Genomic DNA, 26,276 nt, shown 5'->3' on the forward strand with positions numbered 1-26,276 from the left:
TTCTGTTTGGGTGGAAGTGCTTCGGGAGGAGAAGTAATGCTGGAATTGCGAAATGTATCCAAAATGGTGAGCGGCAAGCTCCACCTCAGCGATATATCGCTGACTTTGGAACATGCGACGCTGAATGTGTTGCTTGGACCCACTCTGTCCGGCAAAACCAGCCTCATGCGCATCATGGCAGGTCTCGATGTGCCAACTTCCGGCTCTGTCTGGTTCGATGGTCAGGATGTGACGGGCGTTCCGGTTCAAAAGCGCTCGGTTGCCATGGTTTATCAGCAGTTTATCAATTATCCGGCCTTCACGGTCTATGAGAACATTGCTTCGCCAATGCGTGTTGCCGGTGCTGACAAGGCAACTATTGATCGCGAAGTGCGCAAGGCCGCTGAAATCCTCAAGCTTACGCCCTATCTCGACCGCACGCCGCTTAGCCTGTCCGGCGGCCAGCAGCAGCGCACTGCGCTTGCGCGGGCCATCGTCAAAAACGCCAAGCTGGTGCTGCTCGATGAGCCTTTGGCCAATCTTGACTATAAGCTGCGCGAAGAGCTGCGTCAGGAATTGCCCCGCATCTTTGCCGAATCCGGCACGATCTTTGTTTATGCGACCACTGAGCCGCATGAAGCCTTGCTGCTCGGCGGCAGCACGGCAACCCTCTCCGAGGGGCGGGTAACACAGTTTGGTTCCACAATTGATGTGTTCCGCAAACCGGATGATCTTATCACGGCGCAGACCTTCGCCGACCCGCCGCTGAACACAATTGCCTTGGCAAAGTTCGGCAAGGCATTCCAGCTGGAAGGCGGCGTTACCCTGCCGATCCCGTCGCATCTGACCGATATCGCTGACGGCACCTATACGATCGGCTTCCAGCCGCACCACATCAATACGGTTCGCGGCAGTGCCGATGAAATCGGATTGAAGGCCCGCGTGACAGCCACTGAAATTACCGGTTCGGAAAGCTTCGTCCATCTGTCCTTCGCCGATGCGCGCTGGACAATGCTCGCTCACGGCATCCACATTTACACGCCCGATGAAGAAATCGACATTTTCATCGACCCGCGCAACCTGATGATCTTCGACGGCAGCGGCAATTCCATTCGCCGCCAGCAGAAATTGGCGGCATAGATAATGGCACGTATTGATCTCAACCATATCCGCCACGCCTACGGTCCTAATCCGAAGTCGGATAAGGACTATGCGCTGCGCGAGGTCCACCATAGCTGGGAAGATGGCGGTGCCTATGCGCTGCTGGGACCTTCCGGTTGCGGCAAGACCACGCTGCTCAACATCATTTCAGGCCTGATCCATCCGTCCCATGGACAATTGCTGTTCAACGGTCAGGATGTCACAAACCTTTCGACGCAGGAACGCAATATCGCACAGGTGTTCCAGTTCCCGGTCATCTACGACACCATGACCGTCTATGATAATCTTGCCTTCCCGTTGCGCAATCGCGGAGTTGCGGAATCCGAGATCGACGTCAAGGTCCGCGAAACGCTGGAGATGATCGATCTTGCGAGCTGGTCCGGCAAGAAAGCCCGTGGTCTGACGGCGGATCAGAAGCAGAAGATATCGCTCGGTCGCGGCCTTGTCCGGTCTGATGTGAACGCTATCCTTTTCGATGAGCCGCTGACCGTGATCGACCCCCATATGAAATGGGTTCTTCGCTCACAGCTGAAGCAGCTGCATCAGCGTTTTGGCTATACAATGGTTTATGTCACACATGATCAGACGGAAGCGCTGACTTTCGCCCAGAAAGTCGTCGTCATGTATGATGGCGAGATCGTGCAGATCGGTACGCCAGAAGAATTGTTCGAGCGGCCAAAGCATACCTTCGTTGGTTATTTCATCGGCTCGCCAGGCATGAATGTCATGCCGGTCAAGCTTGCAGGCGGAATGGCGCAAATTGGTGCGCACGCAATACAACTTCCTACACCTGTTACCCCCGCCGATGCGAAGAAAATCGAGCTTGGTATCCGCCCGGAATATATCCGCATCGGTCGTTCCGGCATGCCGGTAAAAATTGCCAAAGTGGAAGATATTGGACGACACAAGATCGTGCGTACCCGACTTGAAAATCAGGACATTGCCGTCATCGTTGGCGAAGGCGAGGATATCCCTGCCGATCCGCACATCACCTTCGACCCGAAGGGCATAAATATCTATGCCGATAGCTGGCGCGTGGGAGGGTTATAATCATGGAAAAAACCTGGAACAATAAAGCCTGGTTTATGGTCCTGCCGGTTTTGCTGCTCGTGGCTTTCTCGGCAGTCATCCCGCTGATGACCGTGGTCAATTATTCAGTGCAGGATACGTTCGGCAATAACCAGTTCTTCTGGGCCGGCACAGAATGGTTCACGGAAATGCTCACTTCCGAGCGCTTCCATTCGGCTCTTGGTCGCAACCTCTTCTTCTCGTTCATTATCCTTCTCATCGAGATTCCGCTGGGGATCGTCATTGCGCTGAATATGCCGCGCAAGGGCTGGGGTGTTCCGGTTTGTCTCGTGCTGATGGCTTTGCCGTTGCTTATTCCGTGGAATGTGGTTGGTACGATCTGGCAGGTGTTCGGGCGTGTTGATATCGGCTTGCTCGGCCATACGCTGGAACGTCTCGGGATCAACTATAATTATGTGCAGAATCCGCTGCATGCTTGGTTCACGGTCATCATTATGGATGTCTGGCACTGGACCAGCTTGGTCGTGCTGCTGTGCTATGCCGGGCTGGTTTCGATCCCCGATGCCTTTTATCAGGCGGCAAAGATTGATGGTGCATCGCGCTGGGCAGTGTTTCGCTACATTCAGTTGCCAAAGATGAACCGTGTGCTTTTGATCGCCGTTCTGCTGCGCTTCATGGACAGTTTCATGATCTATACCGAACCCTTCGTCGTCACAGGTGGTGGTCCCGGCAACTCGACCACTTTCCTGTCCATTGATCTGGTCAAGATGGCGGTTGGCCAGTTCGATCTTGGACCGGCGGCAGCCATGTCGCTCATCTACTTCCTTATTATCCTCCTGATGTCATGGGTGTTCTACACCGTCATGACCAATTATGATGCGGAGCGCTGAGATGTCAGAATCTGTTGCCCGTACCGCAGTTAGTGTCAGCCCTGAACAGGCCAGAATGGATAAGGCTCTTGCCCGCCGCATGCGCAAGCGCGGGGATGAATCGAAATTCTGGTGGTTGATCCCGACGCTTTACATCTTTTTCCTGATGCTGCCGATCTATTGGCTCATCAATATGAGCTTCAAAACCAATCAGGAGATTTTGGGAAACTTTTCCCTTTGGCCGCAAAGTCCGACCTTGCGGAACTATGCGGTCATCTTCACGGATCCCTCATGGTATAAGGGTTATATCAACTCGATCATTTATGTGGGCATGAACACAGTGATTTCGGTGCTGGTCGCCTTGCCTGCGGCCTACGCCTTCTCGCGTTATCGCTTCCTCGGCGACAAGCATTTGTTCTTCTGGCTTTTGACCAATCGCATGGCACCGCCAGCTGTTTTTGCGCTGCCATTCTTCCAGCTTTATTCGGCCTTCGGCTTGATCGATACGCATATCGCCGTTGCTCTGGCGCATTGTCTGTTCAACGTGCCGCTGGCTGTGTGGATTCTGGAAGGCTTCATGTCGGGCGTGCCAAAGGAAATCGACGAGACCGCCTATATTGACGGCTATTCCTTTCCGCGCTTCTTCGTGAAGATATTCATTCCGCTGATCGCAAGCGGCATCGGCGTTGCTGCCTTCTTCTGCTTCATGTTCTCATGGGTGGAATTGCTTATTGCCCGCACGTTGACGACGACTGCGGCAAAACCAATCGCTGCTATCATGACGCGCACGGTTTCTGCGTCGGGCATGGATTGGGGCGTGCTGGCTGCGGCCGGCGTCTTGACCATCATTCCCGGCGCCATCGTGATCTACTTCGTCCGCAACTATATCGCCAAGGGCTTTGCCCTGGGGAGGGTGTAATGGAAAACACACGGCGTTGGCCTCTGGCGCTTCTCGCTGTTCTTGCGGCCTATGCAATCTTGGCGGGCCTGCTTGTCACAGCTGTGCCGTTGAAAAGCGGCGCGCGGGATTGGTTCGGAGCACTTGCAGGTGGCGGCTGGATGGCCTGGACATTTCCGACAGCGCTGTTTTTCCTGACCATCTTTGCGCTCATATCGCTGATGGCGGTCTGGGAATATGCCTCGCCGGGCGGCAATCCGCGCATCGGCATATTGCGCTTTGAAACCACGCGCGGCGACAGGCTTTTCGTGTCGCTGCTCGGCAGTGCTTTTATCCACCTCGCCTGGCTCGGTCTCGTTGGCCCGAATATCTGGTGGGCTCTAGCAATCTCTGTGGTCTACGCCATTGGCGTATTCCGCTTTGTCTAAAGCATCGGACTGAAATCCGATGCCCTAAATTGAAGGTCTGGCATTCGCCAGTCATTCAACACCTGCAAATCGCAACTCTGGGAGGACTGAAATGCGAACGCGAATTCTAACGACAACAACAGCACTTGCGCTGCTATTGGGGGCGGGAAGTGCCTATGCGGGCATGGACGAAGCCAAAGCTTTTCTCGACAAGGAAATCGGCGATATGTCGACCCTTGATCGGGCGGCGCAGGAAAAGGAAATGCAGTGGTTTATCGATGCTGCAAAGCCTTTCGCAGGCATGGATATCAAGGTGGTTTCGGAAACGATTACCACCCATGAATATGAGTCCAAAACTCTGGCTAAAGCATTCACTGATATTACCGGCATCAAGATCACCCATGATCTCATCGGTGAAGGCGATGTCGTTGAGAAGCTGCAGACACAAATGCAGTCCGGCGAAAACGTCTATGATGCTTACGTCAATGATAGCGATCTGATCGGCACGCATTGGCGCTACCAGCAGGCGCGCAGCCTGACCGACTGGATGGCCAATGAAGGCAAGGACGTTACCAATCCTGGTCTTGATCTGGCTGACTTTATCGGCACCAAGTTCACGACTGCTCCTGATGGCAAGCTGTATCAGTTGCCGGACCAGCAGTTCGCGAATCTTTATTGGTTCCGCTATGACTGGTTCAACGACGAAAAGAACAAGGCCGACTTCAAGGCGAAGTATGGTTATGACCTCGGTGTGCCGGTCAATTGGTCAGCCTATGAAGACATTGCCGAATTCTTCACCGGTCGCGAGATCGACGGCAAGAAAGTCTATGGTCACATGGACTATGGCAAGAAGGACCCATCGCTCGGTTGGCGCTTCACCGATGCCTGGCTCTCCATGGCAGGCAATGGTGACAAGGGTCTTCCAAACGGTTTGCCCGTCGATGAATGGGGCATCAAGGTCAACGAAAAGTCACAGCCGGTCGGCTCCTGCGTTGCGCGCGGCGGTGATACCAACGGCCCGGCTTCCGTCTATTCCATCCAGAAATATCTTGACTGGATGAAGGCCTATGCACCGCCGGAAGCGCAGGGCATGACCTTCTCGGAATCCGGTCCCGTTCCTGCACAGGGCAATGTTGCCCAGCAGATATTCTGGTACACGGCCTTCACTGCCGACATGGTCAAAAAGGGCCTGCCGGTCATGAATGATGATGGCACGCCGAAATGGCGCATGGCTCCTTCGCCACATGGCGTTTACTGGAAAGACGGCATGAAGCTTGGTTATCAGGATGTGGGTTCCTGGACCTTGCTGAAGTCGACACCGGATGATCGCGCCAAGGCAGCTTGGCTCTACGCCCAGTTCGTCACATCAAAGACTGTGGACGTCAAGAAGAGCCATGTAGGTCTGACCTTGATCCGCGAAAGCTCCATCCAGCATGAAAGCTTCACCAAGCGCGCTCCGGAGCTTGGTGGTCTGATCGAGTTCTATCGTTCGCCTGCCCGTGTTCAGTGGTCGCCAACCGGCACCAACGTTCCTGACTATCCAAAGCTGGCTCAGCTATGGTGGCAGGCAATCGGCGATGCATCCTCCGGTGCCAAGACTGCACAGGAAGCGATGGACTCACTTTGCGCCGAGCAGGAAAAGGTCATGGAACGTCTGGAACGCGCTGGCATTCAGGGCGATATTGGACCGAAAATGGCTGAAGAACATGATCTTGCCTACTGGAATGCCGATGCGGTCAAGAATGGCCACCTCGCACCACAGTTGAAGATCGAAAACGAAAAAGAAAAGCCCCAGACCATCAATTATGACGAACTGGTCAAGAGCTGGAACAAGTAAGCTTGAGGCATTGAGTGGAGGGGGCGGCGCTTCGGCGCCGCCCTTTTTCTTTGGTATATTGCGATTGCCCTAGAATAGAAGCAACAAGGACGGCCTCATCTGCCGCCCTTGTTTATCGCTCCTAAAACCGCACGCTCAGATCGGCCTTGATGGCATTGTCATGTGACTGGCTGGAGAACTGGCCGGTATAACTGACGCCGATGCTGGTGGCCTTGCCAATGCTGAAGTCCAATCCCGCCTCGATGAGAGCGGCATCCTTGGCAATGCCGGTGCCTTCAACCGTAAAGCCCTGCCCGCCGTTGAAAGCAAGGCTTGCCTGCGGCGTCACATCGCCAAAGCCATGGTTCCAGCCGAGCATGCCGCGCGCCGTAAGGGTCGTGCTTTCACCCAACGCGAACTGGCGCGAGGCACGCAGACCCAGCGTTGTCACCGTCAGATCGGTGCTTGATGCTGCGCCGGTCAGATTGCTGATCGCGCCATCTTCGCCAAAGCCATCGGTTTTGACATGGACATGGCGTGCCGCCGCAAAGGGTTCGAGCACCGCATAGGGCGTATCGAGCTGATAGCCGAGTTCTCCGAAGACCTGTACGGAACCCGCCTCATAGGAAGCCTCATGCTCCTCATTCAGCCCGCCGAACGCAACGCTCCGCTTGGTCTCGATCTCATGCTGGCCAAGATTGACGCCAAAGCGAAGCTCGAGCGCATCAAGCTTGGCGCCGCCATAGACACCGAGCTGATAGTTCTCCACCGATGCCTTGCCATTGCCATGCAGCGATGTGCTGCCATAACCGGCAAGCAATCCAAGCCGCCAATCTTCGGCAATCACGCCATCCATGCCAGTGATGAACCCGCCCGTGTTGCGACTATAGCCGGCAGCATTGCCATTGCCATCCGCATGCGCCCATGCGCCATAGGCCTCACCCCAAAACGCCGTGGTGGCAGCGGCAGGTTCAACAGCAGTAAAGGCATTGCTCTGCTTTGCCTTGCCCTCGGAACCATAGGCCAATGGTGTGGTAACGGCCTGGGCCTTGCCTGCCACCCCGCCAAAGCCATTGCGCAAACGCGAAGCCGCCGCATCGGAGATGAAGTGATTGTCCTGCGCCAGAACACCGGAAAGCGTGGCATGAACCTCGCCGGAGAGGGCATCGAAATTCAGCGGATTGTCGATGGTGGATTTCAAAACTTCCTCCAGCGGCCTGTTATTATCCATGCCGAGGGATTGAACACCTGCCCAAAGGTTTTTCTGGTTGGATGTTGCAACACCTGCGGCGAGGAAATCCGCAGACAAAAAGGTTTCCAACTTTGCTTTTTGAAGTTCTGTTTCCAAAACCTGTTTTTTGACTTCAAGTTGGACCAACTGCTCTTCGGCGACGAAGCGAGACGCCTCTGCCTCAGGCGTTGCCAATGGCTTGGCATCCGCATCAGCAGCAATGCCAGCGCTCTCAACCTCAAGCTCTGCCAGCTGTTTCTCCAGATCTTGAGTTTTTGCGCTCTTTACAGTCGGCGCGAGTTCAAAACCGAGTACCACGTGGGTCGCGGCATAGTTCAATTTCGGGTTAATGTAATTATAGCGCGACAAGACGCCATCAAACTGGCCCGTAACACCATTGGCTGCAACGAGGATGTTATAGCTTTTTGAGAGCAGGCTCTTGCCCATATCCTCAGTTAGAACTGCTAAATCATTTTCAAGCCGTATGTCGACCACACCGCCAAGAAGTTTTGCCGAACCTTGAACCGACAATTGATCCGCTTGAGAGAAATCATGTTTGATTTCGACGTCAAAAATGCTGCTCTTGTTAAAAGTGACATCCTTGCCAAGATGAAGCGTGCCAACCGAATTGCCCGGCGAAACCGTTGCGCCGGACTTTACAGTCAGATCACCTATTGTTCCGACACCGGAAATGCGGGAGCCACTGTCCAGCGTCACATCTTGCGCTGTGCCATCTACAGACAGACGCCCCAATCTTTTGACAGTGGTGTTGGAGGTAATTGCCGCTCCTGCCGCGATATTTAATTCGCCGCTTTCAACAATTGTCTCGCCCTTATAGGTGTTCTTCGCAAGCAGTGCGAGACGACCTGCACCCGTCTTTGTAAAGGGGCCAGATTGAAGAATAGGGCCGGAAAGGGTGAGGGCTTTTTCATTTTCGATTGTTCCGCCCTTGTCGGAGAGGAGAATAGACTTTGTCAGCTCCATCTCCTTTATCGTTTTCAAAGTGCCGCCGTCTAAATTGAGTTGCCCCTTGTCGTCGCCAAGACCTCGCTTCGAAGAAATTGCAAGCGTACCCCCAGAGACTGCCCAAGGCATAACAGCGTCTGTTTCACCCTCAAGTGTCCAGGTTCCGCTATCAATTTTCGAAAATGCGCCGAAACCGCGATACTGCGCTGCGCGGCCAATTTTGGAGACATCGAAGCTTGCTGCTTGCGTACCGCCTAGTTTCAAACTGATCGATTTTTTGGCTATTACGTTACCAATAATATTTGATTTGGCATGTAGAATAAGTGCGCCGTCCTCGGCCTTTTCGGAAAACTGTATGGCCTCGCCTTGTTGGTTGTCCGGGCCAAAACCGCCGGTGATAGTGCCATTATTGATGATCGTACTACCAGAACCCTTGCCAACATTGACCCCAAGGCTGTCTGTCCCCCTGATCGCTTCGGGCATGTCCGGTGTTTTCACAAGCGAGCGTATTCTACCGCCGTCACCACCACTTATGGTTCCGTTATTAATAAGAGTTCCTATAAGAGATACGCCTATACCACCTCTTCCCTGAGTGTTGGCATCGCCGTCACCACCCCGGATAGTACCATTATTGGTAATTTGACTGCCGGACATCGTTTCCATGCCAGCGCCGCCATCGCCAGAGGCCATGCTTGAATCACCTTGCCCGCCAATGCCCCCCAGAATGTCTTGATCATTAACTATAATACTGTCCCTGCGGCCAAGGACACCTGTTCCACCATTACCCCCGAGGCCATATTTTGGTTTTCCGGCACCACTACCGCCAATGCCACCTTGAATCTTTCCTTTATTAAGCAGATCAGCAACGCTGGCACCGATGCCACCTTTGCCGCCTTGCCCATGAGCACCGATGCCATTGTTGCCATAGCCCGCATCACCGCCTAAGCCGCCTGTGCCGCCGATAATTGTGCCGTTATTTTCCAGCTTTTTTGCATAAATGCCGACGCCACCGTCTCCGCCTTTTCCGCCGTCTCCGCCATTGTGTTCCTCTGCAGAGGAATATTGTTTTTCGCCCGGAATATTAGAGGGATCATTGGTAGGAGCGGTTGATGTAATAGCATCACCATCGACTTCCATACCTTCGCCGCCTGAGCCACCTTTTCCACCAGTTCCGCCGGTTGCGGTCCCGTGAAAAGTCAATTCGTCCCTCTTCACGAAAATGCCTAGTCCGCCTACTCCACCGTAACCGCCTGAGCCACCTCTCATTTCAAGGTGTTTTCCGGAGTGGCCAACTTCCTCTTTCGTGTGGATATGGTGTTTTTTGCCGCCTTGCCCACCTATGCCACCATTACCCCCGATAACATTGCCATTATAGGTCGGATCGTTTGATTGCAAAATGGTTATGCCCACACCGCCCACACCGCCTGATCCTCCGGTTCCGCCAAGCTCCTCTTTGTCATCATGGCTATCATCTCCTACCTGACCGTTGTCTCCTTGTTTGCCGACCACACTTACGACTGGGGCAGGGTCTGCCTGGGCGAGAGGATTGAGGCAAAAGCAAGCGATCCCGGCAATTGATGCTAATTTGCGGCCTTCCAAAACTTGAGATGGCCTGTTCTCTTCGAGGGAACGTAAGAACTATGGTACGAAAGCGGTGAGCGGTTTGAATTGCTCAAAAAGTCGATCTTCATAATGAACTCCGGAAATATGCAAAATTTAAAATAAACTTGGGACGGATGGTTAAACGTACTCCAGCACGTGCCTTTGCTGCGCAAATGGATCAGCGCGTTGACCTCCTTGGATTGGAAAGAGCTGACGAAAATTGACGATGCTTGAGCAGAAAATTCCGCCGTGCCGTCTATAGGAAATGCGTTTAGTTATTAAATAACATTACAAAAATCAATGCTCTTTTTGGCTTAGATGGTCGTTATCCCATTTTTACAATCCGTAGACCTGCATCAGGCTCGTCATGCGGGCCACTGCTAAATCAGGCTTGTCCAGAACGTTTGCCTGATCGGCGAGACGGAAAATATCCGCATAGTGAACAATGCCGCGTGCCGATTGCATACCTGCGGGCATGATGAAATGTGGCTGGTGGCCGTTGAGCCAGGCGAGGAATACAACGCCGGCTTTGTAATATTGTGTGGGCGCTTCGAAAATTTTGCGCGAGAGCGGAACAGTAGGCTCAATGATTGAACGGAATGCCTGTGTTTCACCTTTGGCGAGATGAGCTAGCGCTTTGGAGGCCGAGGGGGCTACCGCATCAAAAATGCCGAGCAAAGCATGGCTGTAGCGTTCCCCATCACCTTCTATCAGTTCCGCATAGTTGAAGTCATCGCCGGTGAAGCAGAGAACGCCTTCCGGCAGGCGTTTGCGCAGTTCGATCTCGCTGGCATTGTCGAGGAGGGAAATCTTGATGCCTTCGACCTTGTCTCTATTGTCATTGATAATCGCGAGCACTGTCTCCAGCGCCTTGTCGAAAGAGGAGGAACCCCAATAACCGGCAAGTTGCGGATCAAACATGTCACCCAGCCAATGCAGCACGACTTTCTCACGCGTCTGCGCGAGAATATTTCCATAGACAGCGCGATAGTCTTCCGCTGAGCGAGCTATGCGGGCCAGCGCTCTGCTGGCCATCATTACTGCGCGTCCACCTTCAGCCTCAATAAAATCAATCTGGGTTTCATAGGCGTCGATGACATCCTGAAGCGTCTTGGCGTTTTCGGGTGCAAGCTGATCTGTACCGGCACCGCAGGCAAGATCAGCACCCGGAACAGTGCGCGACTCTGCCAGTGACCGGCGGATCAATTCGCGTGCAACTGGCCAATCAACCCCCATACCGCGCTGCGCTGTATCCATCGCCTCTGCAATCTTGAAACCAAGTGACCAGAGGTGGTGACGAAACGCCAAGGTTGCATCCCAATCAATGGCTGGCGAACCCCAAGGTGTCGAATCCCGAAGCGGATCAGAGACAATATGCGCAGCTGCGTATGCAATGCGATTGAAGACTGGCGGGCTGGCTGGAAAGGCAATTGGGGTGCCTATCAGCTTGTAATCGCAGATTGCACTATCCTGATCTGGCAACTTCAAGGTGTGGGTCATTGCTTGGCTCCCATCGAACAAGTCACAAATTATTTTGGAACGATCCAAAATACAAGCAATAAATGGAAATTGGATGAAGGTCGGCGTGTAATGGGAGCGTATAGCCAAAAAGCTCCGGATTTTTGCCGAAGAATGCACGAAAATTCCCCAAAAATTTCTACCATAAATGGAATAATTGGTGTGTTAGGTTGTGTTAAATATTCACTTGACCTTTTTGGAACGTTCCAATTATATATCGCATAGGTTGGAGGATATGCTTTTGAGCCGGACCAGAACAAGCATCGTGGATATTGCGCGCGCCGCTGGTGTGTCGAAATCCACTGTGTCGTTGGTCCTCCAGAAAAGCCCTCTCGTCAGCGAGACTACCCGTGAAAAGGTCAATGCTCACATCAAGGAGCTTGGCTATATTTATAATCGCGGCGCCGCCAATCTTCGTCAGTCCAAATCGAAAATCGTTGGCATTGTCGTCAATGATTTGACCAATAGTTTCTTCGCCGAACTGGCCGTCGGGATGGATATGGTGGTTCAATCGGCTGGTTATGTTCAGTTCCTTGCTCATAGCGGCGAGAGCGTCGACCGCCAACGCGAGGTCATCGCTTCCATGCGGGAGAACGGTATTGCAGGGTTGATCCTGTCACCGGCGCGGGGAACAGAAGCTAGTGATATCAAAGCATTAGTGGGCGGCGACATTCCGGTTGTGGTCGTTGTGCGTAATCTGCCCGGCGCAAAAGTATCGACACTTCTGTCCGATAATTATGCCGGTGCAAAAGCGGCTGTGCGCCATTTGATCTCGCTGGGACATTCCCGGGTCGCCTTCATGGGCGGCTTCCAGGATACAGCCGTGTTTGGTGAACGGCTTCGCGGATACCGCGATGCGTTGCAGGATGCGGGCATCGCGGCGGAAGAAAAATACACCATTCATTCGGCGCCTTCACGCGCTGGCGGAGTCGTCGCATTGGAGCGTCTAATGACTATTCCAGAGCGCCCAACAGCAGCACTATGCTTGAATGATGCTGTGGCTTTTGGTGTTTGCGATGGTCTGCGCGCCCATGGCCTTGAGCCCGGAAAATCCTTTGCAATCATAGGCTTCGATGATGTGATCGAGGCGAAGACTGCGGTGCCGGCACTGACAACTGTATCTGTTGATCCGCAGGGAATGGGCCAGCGAGCAGCCCAGCTGCTGCTCAAGCAAATCAATTCGGGGCAACGGGATCAGGAGGCGATCACGACTTCGGTACGGCTCGTCGTTCGCCAGAGCTGCGGTGCACCTGTCAAGCAATTGGAGGAAATAGAGTGATACGTTGGGGATTGATCGGGGCCAGCACGATTGCGCATGAATGGGTGATCGATGCAATCCGCGCCAATGGCGGCGAGATCGTTTCAGTCATGAGCGCCAATGCCGAGCGCGGTGCAAAATATGCCGCCGATCATGGCATTGCTCATTCGGTTACGGCGCTGGACGAATTACTGAGCGGACAACCCATTGATGCCGTTTATATTTCGACTACCAACGAGCTGCACAAAGATCAGGTTCTGGCTTCGGCAAAGGCCGGAAAACACGTGCTTTGCGAGAAGCCTTTGGCGACCAGTCTGGACGATGCGAAGGCGATGGTGGCCGCGTGCAAAGCTGCGAATGTTGTCTTCGCCACCAACCATCATCTGCGCAATGCCGCGACCCATACAGCCATGCGTGATGCGATTGCCGCCGGCAAGATCGGCAAGCCACTGGCGGCGAGGGTATTTCACGCTGTTTACTTGCCGCCGCATTTGCAGGGCTGGCGACTTGATCGCCCGGATGCGGGTGGGGGAGTCATCCTCGACATCACCGTACACGATACGGATACGTTGCGTTATGTTTTGGGCGATGATCCGGTAGAAGTCATTGCTTCCACTCAACAAAGCGGTTTGGCTAAGGCTGATCTTGCTGATGCCGTTATGGGCATCATGCGCTTCAAATCCGGCTTGATCGCCATGTTTCATGACGGGTTCACAACCAAATACGCCGATACCGGATTCGAGGTGCATGGCACTGAAGGATCTCTCGTTGGCCGTAATGTGATGTCGCAAAAGCCCGTCGGCATCGTGACATTGCGCAATGCCGATGGCGAATTCGAATTAAAACTCGATCACCAAAACCTTTACGAAACTGGCATCGCCAAATTTCACGCAGCAATAGCCGGAAACGGCAAACCGGCAGCAGACGGCGAAGATGGACTTTGGTCGCTGGCTGCGGGTCTGGCTGTAGCGGAAGCGGCGAAAACCGGGGTGACCCAACCAATTGATCCTGGTCTTTGAGAAGAACGAAAAAGAAGTATGAACAAGCACATAACACCAGAACAGGCTGCAGAACTCATCCCTGATGGAGCCGTTGTCTCGGTATCTTCATCAAGTGGTCTCGGCTGTCCAGATCTGATGCTAAAGGCAATTGGTGCCCGTTTCGATGCAACGGGGCATCCGCGCGACCTCACCACGCTGCACCCAATCGCAGCCGGTGATATGAGTGGCATTAAGGGCGTCGATTATATTGCGAAGAAGGGGCTGCTGAAAAAGATTATCGGTGGTTCCTATCCGTCGGGGCCTTCATCTTCTGAGCCGCCCTTGATCTGGCAAATGATCGGTAATGATGAGGTTGCGGCCTATAATGTTCCGTCCGGCATTCTGTTTGATATGCATCGCGAAGCCGCCGCCAAACGTCCGGGCGTATTGACCAAGATTGGTTTGGATACATTTGTCGATCCGGACCGGCAGGGCTGCGCTATGAATGCCTCAGCCGCGAAAGAAGCACTCGTCCGGAAGGTTAATTTCGAGGGTGAGGAATGGTTGTTCTTCAAGCCTGTTATTCCGCAGGTTGCTATCATTCGTGCCACGACTGCCGATGAGCGCGGCAATCTGACTTACGAACATGAGGGCGCCTATCTTGGTGGTTTTGATCAAGCATTGGCCGCGCGCAACAACGGCGGAATTATTATTGCGCAGGTAAAGCGAATTACCAAAAGCGGGTCCTTGAAGCCGCATGATGTGCGCGTGCCCGGCATTCTGGTCGATTATATTATTGTAGATCCAGATCAGAAACAAACCACGCAAACCATTTACGATCCGGCAATTTCCGGAGAAATTTCTCATCCGCTTGAGGATTTTGCCCTCGCTGATTTCGGCATTCAAAAAGTGATTGCACGCCGGGTTGCCTGCGAATTGGAGGCAGGCAGCGCCGTTAATCTCGGTTTCGGTATTTCAGCAAATGTGCCTCGCATTCTGCTTGAAGAAGGCCTGCATGGCACTGTCACTTGGGTGATCGAGCAAGGGCCGGTCGGTGGCATCCCGCTGCTGGACTTCGCATTCGGTTGTGCATCCAATGCCGAAGCTTTTGTTCCTTCACCGCACCAATTTACCTATTTCCAAGGCGCGGGCTTCGATGCATCGCTTCTTTCTTTTCTGGAAATCGACAAGTCCGGGTCGGTCAATGTTTCAAAGCTCAGTTTCCGTCCTCACGTTACGGCGGGTGCCGGAGGCTTTGTCGATATCACGGCAAGGGCAAAGAAGATTGTCTTCTCGGGCATGTTTAATGCCGGTGCGAAAGTCCATATCGAAAACGGCAAACTTGTTATCGAGAAGGAAGGCAAGCTTAAAAAGCTTGTCAACGAAGTCGAACATGTCACCTTCTCCGGCCGCCGGGCGATAGAACAGGGTCAGGACATCACTTACGTGACAGAACGCTGCGTTATGGTTCTACGGCCAGAAGGCCTGGTTTTGACGGAAATCGCGCCGGGGATCGATCTGCAAGCGCATATTCTCGATCAATCCGATTTCCCGCTGGTTGTTGCGCGCGATCTGAAACTAATGGACGCCCATCTGTTTGCCTCGGAGCCATTTGGTCTGAAACTGCCACAGAAAAAGCCGAGGACACTCCATGACTGAGGCTCGTATCCACGTTTCAATTGACGGTCATGTCGCAATCATAACCATTGCGCGGCCCGAAAAACTGAACGCTCTGGACATCGACATGTTGAAGGAGTTGAGCGCGGCTTGTGACACAGTTGAAGCTGATGGCCGGGTACGTGTCGCAGTCCTGACAGGAGAGGGAAAAGCGTTTTCCGCTGGCGGTGATATCAAGGCTTGGGCAGCAATGACGCCAAATGAATTCGGACATGCCTGGGTCCGTTTTGGTCATCGCGTTTTCGAGCGCCTTGCGACTTTGCGGATGCCGCTGATTGCAGCACTTAACGGGCATGCACTGGGTGGCGGGCTCGAGCTTGCTGCGGTTGCGGATATCCGTATTGCAGAAACGCATATCAAGCTTGGTCTACCGGAAACTGGCTTGGGAATGATCCCCGGCTGGTCGGGCACGCAGCGCCTCACATTGCGGTTTGGCGCGCAGGCTGTGCGGCGGATGGCTTTGGGTGGCGAGGTTTTCAGTGCTGACGAAGGACACGCCCTAGGGCTTGTCGATCATGTGGTTGAAACAGGCACTGCGCTCGATACCGCCAGGGCTTATGCAGAACGCATTGCCAAACGCGGACCATCCGCCATCGAAGTGGCAAAACTCATGATCGCTTCTGCCAATGGCGAAGACAATGGAACAGCGGTCGAAGCCCTAGGCTCGATCCTCGTAGCAAAGACAGCGGACCTGAAAGAAGGTGTTTCGGCATTTACCGAAAAGCGTGAGCCCGCGTTCAAAGGAGAATGGTAATGACAGTTCTGGTACGTCCACAAGCACTTGAAAATTTCAAGGTGCGTGAATTCCAGATGCTGATTGATGGCAGATGGACCAATGGCGCTGCGGGCGATGTTATTGAGCGCAAAAGTCCGGGACATGGCGTTGTGGTCTCACGGTATCAGGCGGGTACGAAAGTTGACGCAGAGCGCGCAATCGCTGCCGCGCGCTCTGCGTTTGATACTGGCCCATGGCCGTATATGACGGGCGCAGAACGCTCTAATATATTGCTTAAAGCAGCCGATCTCATCGCTGCCCGTGCCGACGAGCTTGCTTATCTTGACTGCATTGAGTCAGGAAAACCGATAAGTCAGGCAAAATGCCGAGCTTGGCGGTGCAGTGGATATCTGGCGTTATGCTGCTGCACTTGGTCGTGATCTTCATGGCGAAAGCTACAACACACTTGGTGACGGAACATTGGGCGTTGTCCTGCGCGAGGCTATTGGCGTTGTCTCCATCATTACGCCTTGGAACTTTCCATTCCTGATCGTCAGTCAAAAACTGCCATTTGCGCTTGCTGCGGGCTGCACCGCAGTGGTCAAGCCATCGGAACTCACATCGGGTTCAACTTTGCTGCTTGGCGAAATATTGATGGAAGCAGGCATTCCTTCGGGTGTCGTCAATATAATTGTCGGAACAGGTCCTGAAGTTGGCGCGCCGATGACGACGCACCCCTATGTCGACATGGTTTCCTTCACCGGCTCGACCGGGGTTGGCAGGCTAACGATGGCGAATGCTGCACAGACTTTGAAAAAAGTATCGCTGGAACTGGGCGGCAAGAATCCCCAGATCGTATTCCCCGATGCAAATCTGGATGACTTTATCGATGCGGCTGTCTTTGGGGCTTATTTCAATGCAGGTGAGTGCTGCAATGCCGGGTCGCGGTTGATTGTCCATCGGGACATCGCGGATGACGTTGTGGCCCGCGTCGCGGCTTTGTCCGCTCGCGTGAAAGTCGGCGATCCGCTTGATCCTAACACCAAGGTTGGGGCCATTATCACACCTGAACACCTGACGAAAATCAATGATTATGTTCGCAATGCCGCCTCGTCAGGAGCAGATATCAGCCACGGCGGCGAGCCGCTAAACCTGGGCATGGGGCAATTCATGTCGCCGACAATTCTCTCTGCGGTGAAGCCCGAAATGGCAGTTGCACGCGAGGAGGTTTTCGGTCCGGTCCTTTCAGTTTTGACGTTCGAAACCTTGGATGATGCGGTTCGTATAGCCAATTCCATCGATTACGGCCTATCGGCTGGGGTATGGAGCCGGGATTTTGATACGTGTTTGACGGTCGGGCGTAAAGTACGTGCGGGCACGATCTGGATGAACACCTTCATGGATGGAGCATCGGAGCTGCCATTTGGGGGATACAAGCAATCCGGCCTTGGCCGGGAACTCGGGCGGCATGCCGTCGAGGACTACACGGAAACCAAGACATTGAACATGCATATAGGTAGTAGGAAAGTAGTATGGTCGACCAATTAAATCGATTGTAAGAGCCATTCTGCATGCTGTATGAATGTTCCGGACTTGGGGGAACTTCAGTCGGTTTGTTGGATTTTTATCTCTTTTTTCTCACGGGAGGACTAAATGAAAAAGTTGATGAATACTGTTGCCGCAGCAGCCATGCTGATGGGTGTTACAACAGCAGCTCGCGCTGCTGAAAACGTTGAGGTTCTGCACTGGTGGACATCCGGTGGTGAAGCGACAGCACTGGAAGTGCTGAAGAAGGATTTGGAAGGCAAGGGTATCAGCTGGTCTGATATGCCTGTCTCTGGTGGTGGCGGTACAGAAGCCATGACAGTTCTTCGTGCTCGCGTCACAGCGGGAAATGCTCCGACAGCGGTGCAGATGCTGGGTTTTGACATTCTCGATTGGGCAAAGCAAGGCGCGCTGGGCAATCTCGATGAAGTTGCAGCGAAAGAAAAATGGGACGATGTAATCCCGACAGCTCTGCAGAAGTTCTCGAAATATGACGGCCATTGGATTGCAGCCCCGGTAAATGTGCATTCGACCAACTGGATCTGGATCAACAAGGCAGCGCTGGACAAGGCCGGTGGCAAGGAACCTGCAAACTGGGACGAGTTGATTGCTCTTCTCGACAAATTCAAGGAGCAGGGCATTACACCAGTCGCTCATGGTGGTCAGCCTTGGCAGGACGCGACGATTTTCGATGCTGTCGTTCTGTCGCTCGGCAATGACTTCTACAAGGCCGCATTCATCGATCTTGATCCGGCTGCTCTCGGCGGCGAGAAAATGAAGGAAGCTTTCGACCGCATGACCAAGCTGCGCAGCTATGTGGATGACAATTTCTCTGGTCGTGACTGGAATCTTGCATCTGCAATGGTCATCGAGAACAAGGCAGGCCTGCAGTTTATGGGTGACTGGGCAAAGGGCGAGTTTGTCAAAGCCAAGAAAGAGCCAGGCAAGGACTTCGTTTGCATGCGATTCCCGGGCACTCAGGGCTCTGTGACATTCAACTCTGACCAGTTTGCCATGTTCAAGGTTAGCGAAGAAAAAGCAAAGCCTCAGCTCGTTATGGCTTCTGCAATCGAAAACCCTGTTTTCCAGTCAGCATTCAACGTGGTCAAGGGGTCTGCTCCTGCACGTACGGACGTTCCGGACACAGCATTTGATGCTTGCGGCAAAAAAGCCATCAAGGATCTGGCTGAAGCCAACAAGGCGGGCACGCTCTATGGTTCGATGGCTCACGGCCATGCCAACCCGGCTGCCGTGAAGAATGCGATTTATGACGTGGTAACACGCCAGTTCAACGGCGATCTGTCGTCTGAAGATGCTGTCAAGGAACTTGTTGCAGCCGTTGACGCTGCCAAGTGAGCATACATCTCTGTTCGGGGCGATTTCGCCCCGAACAGTTTTCCGCAATTGCGCGGCAGCGATAATAATACTTAATTGAAGGGGTGAGGCTATGGATACCCGCAGCCGCATACAGGACCTTATACCGAAGCTGGTATTAGGACCGAGCTTCCTGATCATATTGATTTTCGTCTATGGGTTCATTGCCTATACGGGCGTCTTGTCCTTTACGGACAGCAGAATGCTGCCCACTTATGGATTCGTCGGTTTGGAAAATTACCGCAAATTGTGGGCCCTGCCGCATTGGTGGCGCGCCATCACCAATCTCGGCATTTTCGCCTCCTTGTACATTATTATTTGCACGGTTATCGGGCTTGGTTTGGCTATTCTGCTGGATCAGAAAATCCGCATTGAAGGTTTCCTGCGCCCGATTTATCTCTATCCCATGGCGCTATCCTTCATTGTGACCGGCGTTGCATGGAAATGGTTCCTCGATCCGGGCATCGGGCTTGAAAACACCATGCATCAATGGGGCTGGGCGAGTTTTTCCTTCAACTGGATCAAGGATTCAAAGATGGCGATCTATACGGTTGTCATTGCAGCTGTGTGGCAATCGTCAGGCTTTGTCATGGCCATGTTCCTTGCAGGGCTACGCGGTGTTGATAATGAAATCATCAAGGCGGCACAGATCGATGGCGCATCGACCAGCATGATTTACCGCCGTATCATCATTCCGCTGATGCGCCCCGTGTTTCTTTCCGCTTTCGTCGTGCTCGCCCATCTTGCAATCAAGGCTTACGATCTGGTCATAGCATTGACAGGCGGCGGACCGGGGCAGGCCACCGAATTGCCTGCAACCTTCATGTATTCCTATACATTCACTCGTAACTCGATGGGCATAGGGGCGTCGTCGGCAATCATCATGCTGATCATGATCTTTTCGATCATTGTTCCCTATCTTTATTCGGAAATCCGGGGAGGCAACAAATGAGTGCTCCCAGCCCCGACAATGCGATCTCTAGCGGCAAGCTTACGCGTATTCTCATTTATGCGGCATTGTTGTTGTTCGCGTTTTACTATCTCCTGCCGCTATATGTAATGGTGGTGAATTCGCTCAAGACGCTTGATGAAATCCGGCAGGGTGGAATGTTGTCTCCGCCGCGCGAATGGACAATCGAGCCTTGGCTGTCCGCCTGGTCAACCGCCCAGATCGGCGTGCAGCCAACGGGCCTTCGGCCTTACTTTATCAATTCGATTATCATGGTTGTTCCCGCCGTTGCGATTTCGACAATCCTCGGCGCATTGAATGGCTACGTTCTGACAAAGTGGAAGTTTCGCGGCTCGAATGTAATGTTCGGCATGCTGCTCCTCGGTTGCTTCATACCATTTCAAATCGTGCTCATTCCGATGGCGCGTGTCCTCGGCATATTAAACATGGCGGGCACTATTCAGGGATTGATTCTTGTTCACGTCATTTATGGGCTGGGATTCACGACGCTGTATTTCCGCAATTATTATGAAGCATTTCCAACAGAACTTGTGCGTGCTGCACAGATAGATGGCGCGAGCTTTTTCCAGATATTCCGGCGCATTCTGCTGCCTTCCTCTGGCCCGATCATTGTTGTGTCGGTGATCTGGCAATTCACCAATATCTGGAATGACTTTCTTTTTGGTGCGTCGTTTTCCGGATTCAGCAGCACGCCCATGACGGTTGCCCTGAACAATCTTGTCAACTCATCCACGGGTGTGAAGGAATATAACGTGCATTTCGCTGGCGCCATTCTCGCTGCGCTGCCAACTCTCATCGTCTACATCGTCTCCGGACGCTATTTCGTCCGCGGCCTCATGTCCGGCGCCGTGAAGGGATAATTCAATGTCATTTCTCCAAATCAAAGACCTGCATAAATCATACGGCAATGTGCCGATCCTGAAGGATATCAACATCGAGATTGATGAGGGTGGCTTTCTCGTTCTCGTCGGTCCATCCGGTTGCGGCAAGTCCACGCTTCTCAATACCATCGCTGGCCTTGAACCGATCACGTCGGGCGACATATCCATTAAGGGAAAGTCGATCAGCGGGCTGCATCCCTCCAAGCGCGATATTGCCATGGTTTTTCAGTCTTATGCGCTTTATCCCAACATGACAGTTGGTGGTAATATTGCCTTCGGTATGGAAATTCGCGGTGTTCCGAAGCCCGAGCGCGAAAAGGCAATCAAACAGGTTGCCGACATGTTGCAGATTGGCCATTTGCTCGATCGCAAGCCAAGCCAGCTTTCCGGTGGTCAACGTCAGCGCGTTGCCATGGGGCGGGCGCTTGTGCGTAACCCCCAAGTGTTTCTCTTCGACGAGCCGCTATCGAACCTGGATGCCAAGCTGCGTGTTGATATGCGCACGGAAATCAAACGCCTGCATCAGCGTATGAAAACCACGATTGTTTATGTCACCCACGACCAGATCGAAGCCATGACGCTCGCTACCAAAATCGCCGTTCTGAAGGACGGGAATTTTGCAGCAGTTCGGAACGCCAGCGGAAATCTACAATAATCCGACCAATCTTTTTGTAGCGGATTTCATGGGTTCACCCGCCATGAATTTGCTTCATGCGAAGATTGATGGAGGAGCATCAGACCTTCATGTGTCCCTAGAGCGTCCGGATGCAGCCCCTTTAAGGCTCCCAATCAAAAAGGCCAATGCGGCGCTCGCAACTTATGATGGCAAGGAGGTTGTATTCGGCATCCGCCCTGAAGCACTCACCGACCCGGACGGTGCAGACAGGAACGCAGCATCTTTGGTCGAAGGCGAATGCCTGATCGAAGTGGTGGAACCTGCAGGATCCGATACTTTTGCTGTGACCAAGCTCGGCGGTAAGGAAGTGGTGGCGCGTCTACGTGCCGATGCGCGTATTCTGCCGGGGCAAAAGACACAGCTATCGTTTAATTTGGATAAAGCCGTTTTCTTTGACCCAACATCACAACTCCGTATTGGTGCCTGATTGAGGCGCTGATGGGTCAGGGCTCATGTCAATGGATATGCAACCGCGGACAACTGCTGATATCGTTATCATAGGCTCTGGCGTGGGCGGCGCCACCTTGGCGGCGGGACTTGCCGCGTCAGGTGCTGACATACTTATTCTGGAAGCGGGCGATCATCTTCCCGAACGCCCCGAAAACCGTGACCCGCGAGCCATTTTTCAACAAGGCGTCTTCCGGCCGAATGAGACGTGGTACGACGAGCAGGGGAAAGCCTTCAATCCCGGCAACTACTACAATGTAGGTGGCAACTCGAAATTTTATGGTGCGGTGCTTACACGGTATCGTGCTGAGGATTTCAAGGAAATGCAGCATATGGAGGGCGTTTCTCCGGCCTGGCCGTTCTCCTATAAGGAGCTTGAGCCTTGGTACGGCAAAGCCGAGGCGTTATTTCAGGTGCGGGGCGCGCTTGGCGAAGACCCGACTGAGCCGGAACATTCGAGACCATATAATTTCAGTCCAGTGCCGGATGAAGCGCCTATCGGCTTGCTTCGCCAGCGGCTCAAAGGTGTTGGCGTTCATCCGTTCTCGTTGCCGCTCGGTGTCGATATCGACACATGGCTTTCACACGGGAAGACCCCTTGGGATGCCCATCCTAATAGCTTCAATGGAAAAATGGACGCTGAAACCACCGCTTTGGCCGCTGCGTTGAAGCATGCAAACGTTCAGATTCAGACGAACTCCCGCGTCATCCGGCTTGAAACAGCCGCTGATGGTAAAATGATTACTGCTGTCCACTATGAACGCAGCGGCCAACGTTTTATGATCAAGCCCAAGCTCGTCATTCTGTCTGCTGGCGCGGTACAATCGGCAGTCCTGCTTCTACGCTCGGCGAATGACGCAAATCCAACAGGGTTGGCTAATCGCTCCGATCAGGTCGGGCGTAATTTCATGAATCATAATCTGTCCGCCGTGATTGGCTTTGATCCAAGATTCAGAAATGATTCCGTCTATCAAAAGACGTTGGGCTTTAACGATTTCTATCTTTCGGACGGAAAGGGTGGAGCACCGTTAGGTAATGTCCAACTCCTTGGCCGCATTAGTGCACCCGTTCTGAAATCAGATTTGAAACTTGTTCCGGAGTGGCTGCTGCAAAGGTTCTGCGCTCATACGGTGGATTTTCTAGCCATGAGCGAGGACGTACCAAAGCCGGAAAGCCGCGTCCGAATTGATGGTGACAAAATCATTCTGCAGTGGATAAGGAGCAACTGGCCAGCACATCTCAAACTGGTTGCGCAGATAAAAACAGTGCTTCGGGCAGCAGGTTTCCCTCTGGTTATCTCGAAAGCATTCGATCGCAAGACCCCATCTCATCAGTGCGGAACGGTGCGCATGGGCAATGATCCTTCGACTGCACCTCTAGATATATATTGCCGGGCTTATCAGCATCCGAACCTCTTTGTGGTTGATGCCGCATTCTTGCCAACCTCTGCTGCGGTCAATCCTGCGCTGACGATTGCCGCACAAGCATTGCGCGTGGCAGATTACATTATTGCAAAGGAGCTGAACTGATGCGGCGACCGGTTGCACTTGTCACAGGGGCTCGCCGGGGTATCGGCCTTGGAATTGCCAAGGCGCTGGCTTCCAAGGGGTTCGATCTGGCGATTACCGATATTGCAGTCGACAATGCCAGTGAATCGGCAGTCGAAACATTGCAGAATCTCGGTGCAAAAACCCTCTTTATCCCAGCTGACATTGCCGATCTTTCCTCGCATGAGGAAACAGTACAAACAATCACCGGTGCATTTGGAAAGATCGATTGTCTGGTCAACAATGCAGGGATTGGTTCGAAGGTCCGGGGTGATTTCCTTAATCTTGACCCGGCAAATTACGATGCGATTTTTGACGTTAACCTGCGTGGGACAGTATTCTTCACACAGGCTGTTGTTCGCGCAATGCTTCAGGAAAAATCTGCCAAAACACCACGCTCGATCATCAATATTTCATCCGTATCAGCAACAATGACCTCACCCGACCGTCTTGACTATTGCATGACAAAGGCCGGACTTGCCGCATTCACACAAGGGCTTGCGCTGAGATTGGCCGAGCACGGCATCAGCGTTTTCGATATACGTCCCGGAATTATCCGTTCTGACATGACCGCCGTCGTCACTGAAAAATACGACAAGCTGATTTCGGGCGGATTGGTGCCGATGAAACGTTGGGGCGAGCCCGATGATCTTGGTCGCATTGCCGCTGCACTGGCCAGCGGTGACTTCAGTTTTGCCACAGGCTCCGTCATCCATGCGGATGGGGCACTTTCCATAAGCAGGCTCTGAAATGAAAAGCTATGACTATATCATCACCGGGGCCGGACCAGCAGGTTGTGTCCTGGCCAACCGGTTGAGCGAAGATAGAGATGTGTCGGTTCTGCTGCTTGAGGCCGGTGGGGGTGATTGGAACCCGCTATTTCACATGCCCGCAGGCTTTGCCAAAATGACAAAGGGTGTCGCCAGCTGGGGCTGGGAAACCGTGCCCCAAAAGCACATGAAAAATCGCGTTCTGCGCTATACACAAGCCAAGGTCATCGGCGGCGGTTCCAGTATCAATGCGCAGCTTTATGCACGCGGCAATGCAACAGATTACGACTTGTGGGCGAAGGAGGATGGTTGCACGGGCTGGAGCTATCGGGACATTCTACCTTATTTCAAGAGAGCTGAAGACAATCAGCGCTTTGCCGATGATTACCACTCCTATGGCGGCCCGCTCGGTGTTTCGATGCCCGCTGCCACTTTGCCAATCTGCGATGCCTATATTCGGGCGGGGCAGGAACTCGGTATTCCCTACAATCATGACTTCAACGGAAAACAACAGGCGGGCGTTGGTTTTTACCAATTGACGCAGCGCAATCGGCGGCGTTCTTCCGCTTCGATGGCCTATCTCGCCCCCATAAAGAACCGGAAGAATTTGACGGTACGTATGGGCGCACAAGTGGCGAAGATTGTCATTGAGGGTATGCGGGCTGTTGGTGTGGAGGTCATAACAGGAAACAGGCGCGAGGTGATCCGTGCAGATCGCGAGGTTGTGGTCAGTTCCGGTGCAATAGGATCGCCCAAGCTTTTGCTGCAATCAGGTATCGGCCCTGCTAATCACCTAACAAGTGCAGGCGTCTCAGTGGTGCACGATCTGCCGGGGGTTGGTGAAAACCTGCAAGACCACCTTGATCTTTTTGTTATCAGCGAGTGCACTGGCGATCATACCTATGACGGCGTCGCCAAGCTCCACCGTACATTGTGGGCAGGACTTCAATATGTGATGTTCCGCTCTGGCCCGGTTGCCTCAAGCCTCTTCGAAACAGGTGGTTTTTGGTATGCAGACGCGGATGCGCGTTCGCCAGATATTCAGTTTCACCTGGGACTCGGCTCAGGTATTGAGGCTGGAGTAGAGCGTTTGAAGAATGCAGGCGTTACCCTTAACTCAGCCTATTTACATCCGCGTTCGCGTGGAACAGTGCGCCTGCGTTCCGGCGACCCGACTGCTGCACCACTAATCGATCCGAATTATTGGAGCGATCCTCATGACCGCCAGATGTCGATTGAAGGGCTGAAGCTCGCGCGTGAAATCATGCAGCAAGCGGCACTCAAGCCTTATGTTCTCGCCGAGCGTTTGCCGGGGCCGAAATACAACTCCGACGCAGAGCTCTTCGAATATGGCTGCGCCAACGCCAAGACGGATCATCATCCGGTCGGCACGTGCAAGATGGGAACAGACAGCATGGCTGTCGTTGATCTGGAGTTGAAAGTATATGGAATGGAAGGACTGCGCGTCTGTGACAGTTCAATCATGCCGCGTGTTCCGTCGGCAAATACCAATGCGCCAACGATCATGATTGGTGAAAAGGGTGCCGATATCATCCGCAATATGGTGCCTTTGCCTCCCACCATATTTTCTAACGAACTCAACGCAAAACGCCCGCGGTCACGGGCGCACATAAGCTGACTGATTTATGCCAGAAAGACTTTAGGCGGCGGAGGTGCCGCCCAGCCACTATTGATGCAGCCTTGTATCGAGAAAAACTCCCGCTTCGCGAGCGGCGCGGATAAAGGCGTGCCGGGCTTTATGAGCAGGTTTCCAGCCATCGAGAGCGTCCATACATGCCTGCAAGGCGCGACGATAACCCGGCCCGTTTTTCACGGGCCAAAGACTGCGAAGGCATTCGATCGCTTCCCAAACGCTGGATACCGCCCGTTGTCCGGTTTCTCCAAGAGTAATCATAACAGGGATGGGAAAACGCTTGTCGTTCATCACTTCCTCCATATG

19 protein-coding genes and 2 pseudogenes are annotated in these 26,276 nt (G+C 53.3%); 18 read left to right on the plus strand and 3 right to left on the minus strand.

Annotated elements, in window-relative coordinates; genetic code table 11:
* Nucleotides 1-36 precede the first annotated feature (36 nt).
* The 6 genes from QFZ34_RS13690 (at nucleotide 37) to QFZ34_RS13715 (ending at nucleotide 6,180) form a co-directional block, all read left to right on the plus strand.
* Nucleotides 37-1,119: an ABC transporter ATP-binding protein gene (locus tag QFZ34_RS13690; RefSeq protein ID WP_115054659.1), complete on the plus strand. Its 1,083-nt coding sequence runs from the start codon at nucleotides 37-39 to the stop codon at nucleotides 1,117-1,119.
* 3 nt (nucleotides 1,120-1,122) lie between these two features.
* Nucleotides 1,123-2,190 carry an ABC transporter ATP-binding protein gene (locus QFZ34_RS13695; RefSeq protein ID WP_307281913.1) on the plus strand — a complete coding sequence of 356 codons (1,068 nt, stop codon included), beginning with the start codon at nucleotides 1,123-1,125 and terminating at the stop codon, nucleotides 2,188-2,190.
* A 2-nt stretch (nucleotides 2,191-2,192) separates the two neighbouring features.
* Entirely contained in the window at nucleotides 2,193-3,059 is an 867-nt protein-coding gene (locus QFZ34_RS13700; protein WP_115054661.1) for a carbohydrate ABC transporter permease, read from the plus strand.
* A 79-nt stretch (nucleotides 3,060-3,138) separates the two neighbouring features.
* A complete protein-coding gene (locus QFZ34_RS13705; protein ID WP_115054815.1) occupies nucleotides 3,139-3,957 on the plus strand; it encodes a carbohydrate ABC transporter permease in 819 nt (272 codons plus the stop codon).
* On the plus strand, nucleotides 3,957-4,364 hold the full coding sequence (locus tag QFZ34_RS13710) for a DUF2160 domain-containing protein (protein WP_307281917.1): 408 nt from the start codon (nucleotides 3,957-3,959) through the stop codon (nucleotides 4,362-4,364). The genes QFZ34_RS13705 and QFZ34_RS13710 overlap by 1 nt, the downstream gene beginning before the upstream one ends.
* Nucleotides 4,365-4,455: 91 nt before the next feature.
* Entirely contained in the window at nucleotides 4,456-6,180 is a 1,725-nt protein-coding gene (locus tag QFZ34_RS13715; RefSeq protein ID WP_115054663.1) for an ABC transporter substrate-binding protein, read from the plus strand.
* 121 nt (nucleotides 6,181-6,301) lie between these two features.
* On the opposite strand, the gene QFZ34_RS13720 is transcribed toward QFZ34_RS13715, so the two are convergent.
* Nucleotides 6,302-9,865 carry an autotransporter outer membrane beta-barrel domain-containing protein gene (locus QFZ34_RS13720; RefSeq protein ID WP_307281922.1) on the minus strand — a complete coding sequence of 1,188 codons (3,564 nt, stop codon included), beginning with the start codon at nucleotides 9,863-9,865 and terminating at the stop codon, nucleotides 6,302-6,304.
* A 429-nt stretch (nucleotides 9,866-10,294) separates the two neighbouring features.
* The gene (locus tag QFZ34_RS13725) at nucleotides 10,295-11,458 is read right to left on the minus strand and encodes a dihydrodipicolinate synthase family protein (protein ID WP_307281925.1); all 1,164 of its coding nucleotides are present in this window, start codon (nucleotides 11,456-11,458) and stop codon (nucleotides 10,295-10,297) included.
* Nucleotides 11,459-11,717: 259 nt separating this feature from the next.
* Between QFZ34_RS13725 and QFZ34_RS13730 the strand changes: the two genes are divergently transcribed.
* From QFZ34_RS13730 to QFZ34_RS13785, 12 genes and pseudogenes are all read left to right on the plus strand, one after another.
* On the plus strand, nucleotides 11,718-12,755 hold the full coding sequence (locus QFZ34_RS13730) for a LacI family DNA-binding transcriptional regulator (protein WP_307281928.1): 1,038 nt from the start codon (nucleotides 11,718-11,720) through the stop codon (nucleotides 12,753-12,755).
* Nucleotides 12,752-13,753, plus strand: coding sequence for a Gfo/Idh/MocA family protein (locus QFZ34_RS13735; protein ID WP_307281933.1), 1,002 nt, complete (start codon nucleotides 12,752-12,754; stop codon nucleotides 13,751-13,753). Before QFZ34_RS13730 ends, QFZ34_RS13735 begins: the two co-directional genes overlap by 4 nt.
* 18 nt (nucleotides 13,754-13,771) lie before the next feature.
* Nucleotides 13,772-15,373 (plus strand): acyl CoA:acetate/3-ketoacid CoA transferase, encoded by a 1,602-nt coding sequence (locus tag QFZ34_RS13740; RefSeq protein ID WP_115054669.1) that lies wholly within the window; start codon nucleotides 13,772-13,774, stop codon nucleotides 15,371-15,373.
* Nucleotides 15,366-16,145, plus strand: coding sequence for an enoyl-CoA hydratase/isomerase family protein (locus tag QFZ34_RS13745; RefSeq protein WP_115054670.1), 780 nt, complete (start codon nucleotides 15,366-15,368; stop codon nucleotides 16,143-16,145). Before QFZ34_RS13740 ends, QFZ34_RS13745 begins: the two co-directional genes overlap by 8 nt.
* Nucleotides 16,145-17,654 (plus strand): annotated as a pseudogene (locus tag QFZ34_RS13750) (aldehyde dehydrogenase family protein). Before QFZ34_RS13745 ends, QFZ34_RS13750 begins: the two are co-directional and overlap by 1 nt.
* A 105-nt stretch (nucleotides 17,655-17,759) precedes the next feature.
* Nucleotides 17,760-19,007 carry an ABC transporter substrate-binding protein gene (locus tag QFZ34_RS13755; RefSeq protein WP_307281935.1) on the plus strand — a complete coding sequence of 416 codons (1,248 nt, stop codon included), beginning with the start codon at nucleotides 17,760-17,762 and terminating at the stop codon, nucleotides 19,005-19,007.
* Between the two features lie 91 nt (nucleotides 19,008-19,098).
* Nucleotides 19,099-19,977, plus strand: a complete 879-nt coding sequence (locus QFZ34_RS13760; RefSeq protein WP_307281938.1) for a carbohydrate ABC transporter permease — start codon at nucleotides 19,099-19,101, stop codon at nucleotides 19,975-19,977.
* A complete protein-coding gene (locus tag QFZ34_RS13765; protein ID WP_115054674.1) occupies nucleotides 19,974-20,855 on the plus strand; it encodes a carbohydrate ABC transporter permease in 882 nt (293 codons plus the stop codon). The genes QFZ34_RS13760 and QFZ34_RS13765 overlap by 4 nt, the downstream gene beginning before the upstream one ends.
* A 4-nt stretch (nucleotides 20,856-20,859) precedes the next feature.
* Nucleotides 20,860-21,979 (plus strand): annotated as a pseudogene (locus QFZ34_RS13770) (ABC transporter ATP-binding protein).
* A gap of 25 nt (nucleotides 21,980-22,004) precedes the next feature.
* Nucleotides 22,005-23,528 carry a GMC oxidoreductase gene (locus QFZ34_RS13775; protein ID WP_370878760.1) on the plus strand — a complete coding sequence of 508 codons (1,524 nt, stop codon included), beginning with the start codon at nucleotides 22,005-22,007 and terminating at the stop codon, nucleotides 23,526-23,528.
* Nucleotides 23,528-24,295 (plus strand): 3-ketoacyl-ACP reductase, encoded by a 768-nt coding sequence (locus tag QFZ34_RS13780; RefSeq protein ID WP_307281945.1) that lies wholly within the window; start codon nucleotides 23,528-23,530, stop codon nucleotides 24,293-24,295. Before QFZ34_RS13775 ends, QFZ34_RS13780 begins: the two co-directional genes overlap by 1 nt.
* A gap of 1 nt (nucleotide 24,296) precedes the next feature.
* The gene (locus QFZ34_RS13785; protein ID WP_307281947.1) at nucleotides 24,297-25,955 is read left to right on the plus strand and encodes a GMC family oxidoreductase; all 1,659 of its coding nucleotides are present in this window, start codon (nucleotides 24,297-24,299) and stop codon (nucleotides 25,953-25,955) included.
* 48 nt (nucleotides 25,956-26,003) lie between these two features.
* Here the strand turns inward: QFZ34_RS13785 and QFZ34_RS13790 are convergent, their stop codons facing one another.
* The gene (locus QFZ34_RS13790) at nucleotides 26,004-26,261 is read right to left on the minus strand and encodes a DUF982 domain-containing protein (protein WP_115054679.1); all 258 of its coding nucleotides are present in this window, start codon (nucleotides 26,259-26,261) and stop codon (nucleotides 26,004-26,006) included.
* Nucleotides 26,262-26,276 lie beyond the last annotated feature (15 nt).

Origin of the sequence: Phyllobacterium ifriqiyense, from assembly GCF_030817885.1 — a bacterium.
Lineage (GTDB): Bacteria > Pseudomonadota > Alphaproteobacteria > Rhizobiales > Rhizobiaceae > Phyllobacterium > Phyllobacterium ifriqiyense.

Excerpts from the sequence above, each read along its gene's own strand:
- QFZ34_RS13690 (WP_115054659.1), top strand. The coding sequence starts at position 37 with ATGCTGGAATTGCGAAATGTATCCAAAATGGTGAGCGGCAAGCTCCAC.
- QFZ34_RS13695 (WP_307281913.1), top strand. The coding sequence starts at position 1,123 with ATGGCACGTATTGATCTCAACCATATCCGCCACGCCTACGGTCCTAAT.
- QFZ34_RS13700 (WP_115054661.1), top strand. The coding sequence starts at position 2,193 with ATGGAAAAAACCTGGAACAATAAAGCCTGGTTTATGGTCCTGCCGGTT.
- QFZ34_RS13705 (WP_115054815.1), top strand. The coding sequence starts at position 3,139 with ATGCGCAAGCGCGGGGATGAATCGAAATTCTGGTGGTTGATCCCGACG.
- QFZ34_RS13710 (WP_307281917.1), top strand. The coding sequence starts at position 3,957 with ATGGAAAACACACGGCGTTGGCCTCTGGCGCTTCTCGCTGTTCTTGCG.
- QFZ34_RS13715 (WP_115054663.1), top strand. The coding sequence starts at position 4,456 with ATGCGAACGCGAATTCTAACGACAACAACAGCACTTGCGCTGCTATTG.
- QFZ34_RS13725 (WP_307281925.1), bottom strand. The coding sequence starts at position 11,458 with ATGACCCACACCTTGAAGTTGCCAGATCAGGATAGTGCAATCTGCGAT.
- QFZ34_RS13740 (WP_115054669.1), top strand. The coding sequence starts at position 13,772 with ATGAACAAGCACATAACACCAGAACAGGCTGCAGAACTCATCCCTGAT.
- QFZ34_RS13745 (WP_115054670.1), top strand. The coding sequence starts at position 15,366 with ATGACTGAGGCTCGTATCCACGTTTCAATTGACGGTCATGTCGCAATC.
- QFZ34_RS13755 (WP_307281935.1), top strand. The coding sequence starts at position 17,760 with ATGAAAAAGTTGATGAATACTGTTGCCGCAGCAGCCATGCTGATGGGT.
- QFZ34_RS13760 (WP_307281938.1), top strand. The coding sequence starts at position 19,099 with ATGGATACCCGCAGCCGCATACAGGACCTTATACCGAAGCTGGTATTA.
- QFZ34_RS13765 (WP_115054674.1), top strand. The coding sequence starts at position 19,974 with ATGAGTGCTCCCAGCCCCGACAATGCGATCTCTAGCGGCAAGCTTACG.
- QFZ34_RS13775 (WP_370878760.1), top strand. The coding sequence starts at position 22,005 with ATGTCAATGGATATGCAACCGCGGACAACTGCTGATATCGTTATCATA.
- QFZ34_RS13780 (WP_307281945.1), top strand. The coding sequence starts at position 23,528 with ATGCGGCGACCGGTTGCACTTGTCACAGGGGCTCGCCGGGGTATCGGC.
- QFZ34_RS13785 (WP_307281947.1), top strand. The coding sequence starts at position 24,297 with ATGAAAAGCTATGACTATATCATCACCGGGGCCGGACCAGCAGGTTGT.
- QFZ34_RS13790 (WP_115054679.1), bottom strand. The coding sequence starts at position 26,261 with ATGAACGACAAGCGTTTTCCCATCCCTGTTATGATTACTCTTGGAGAA.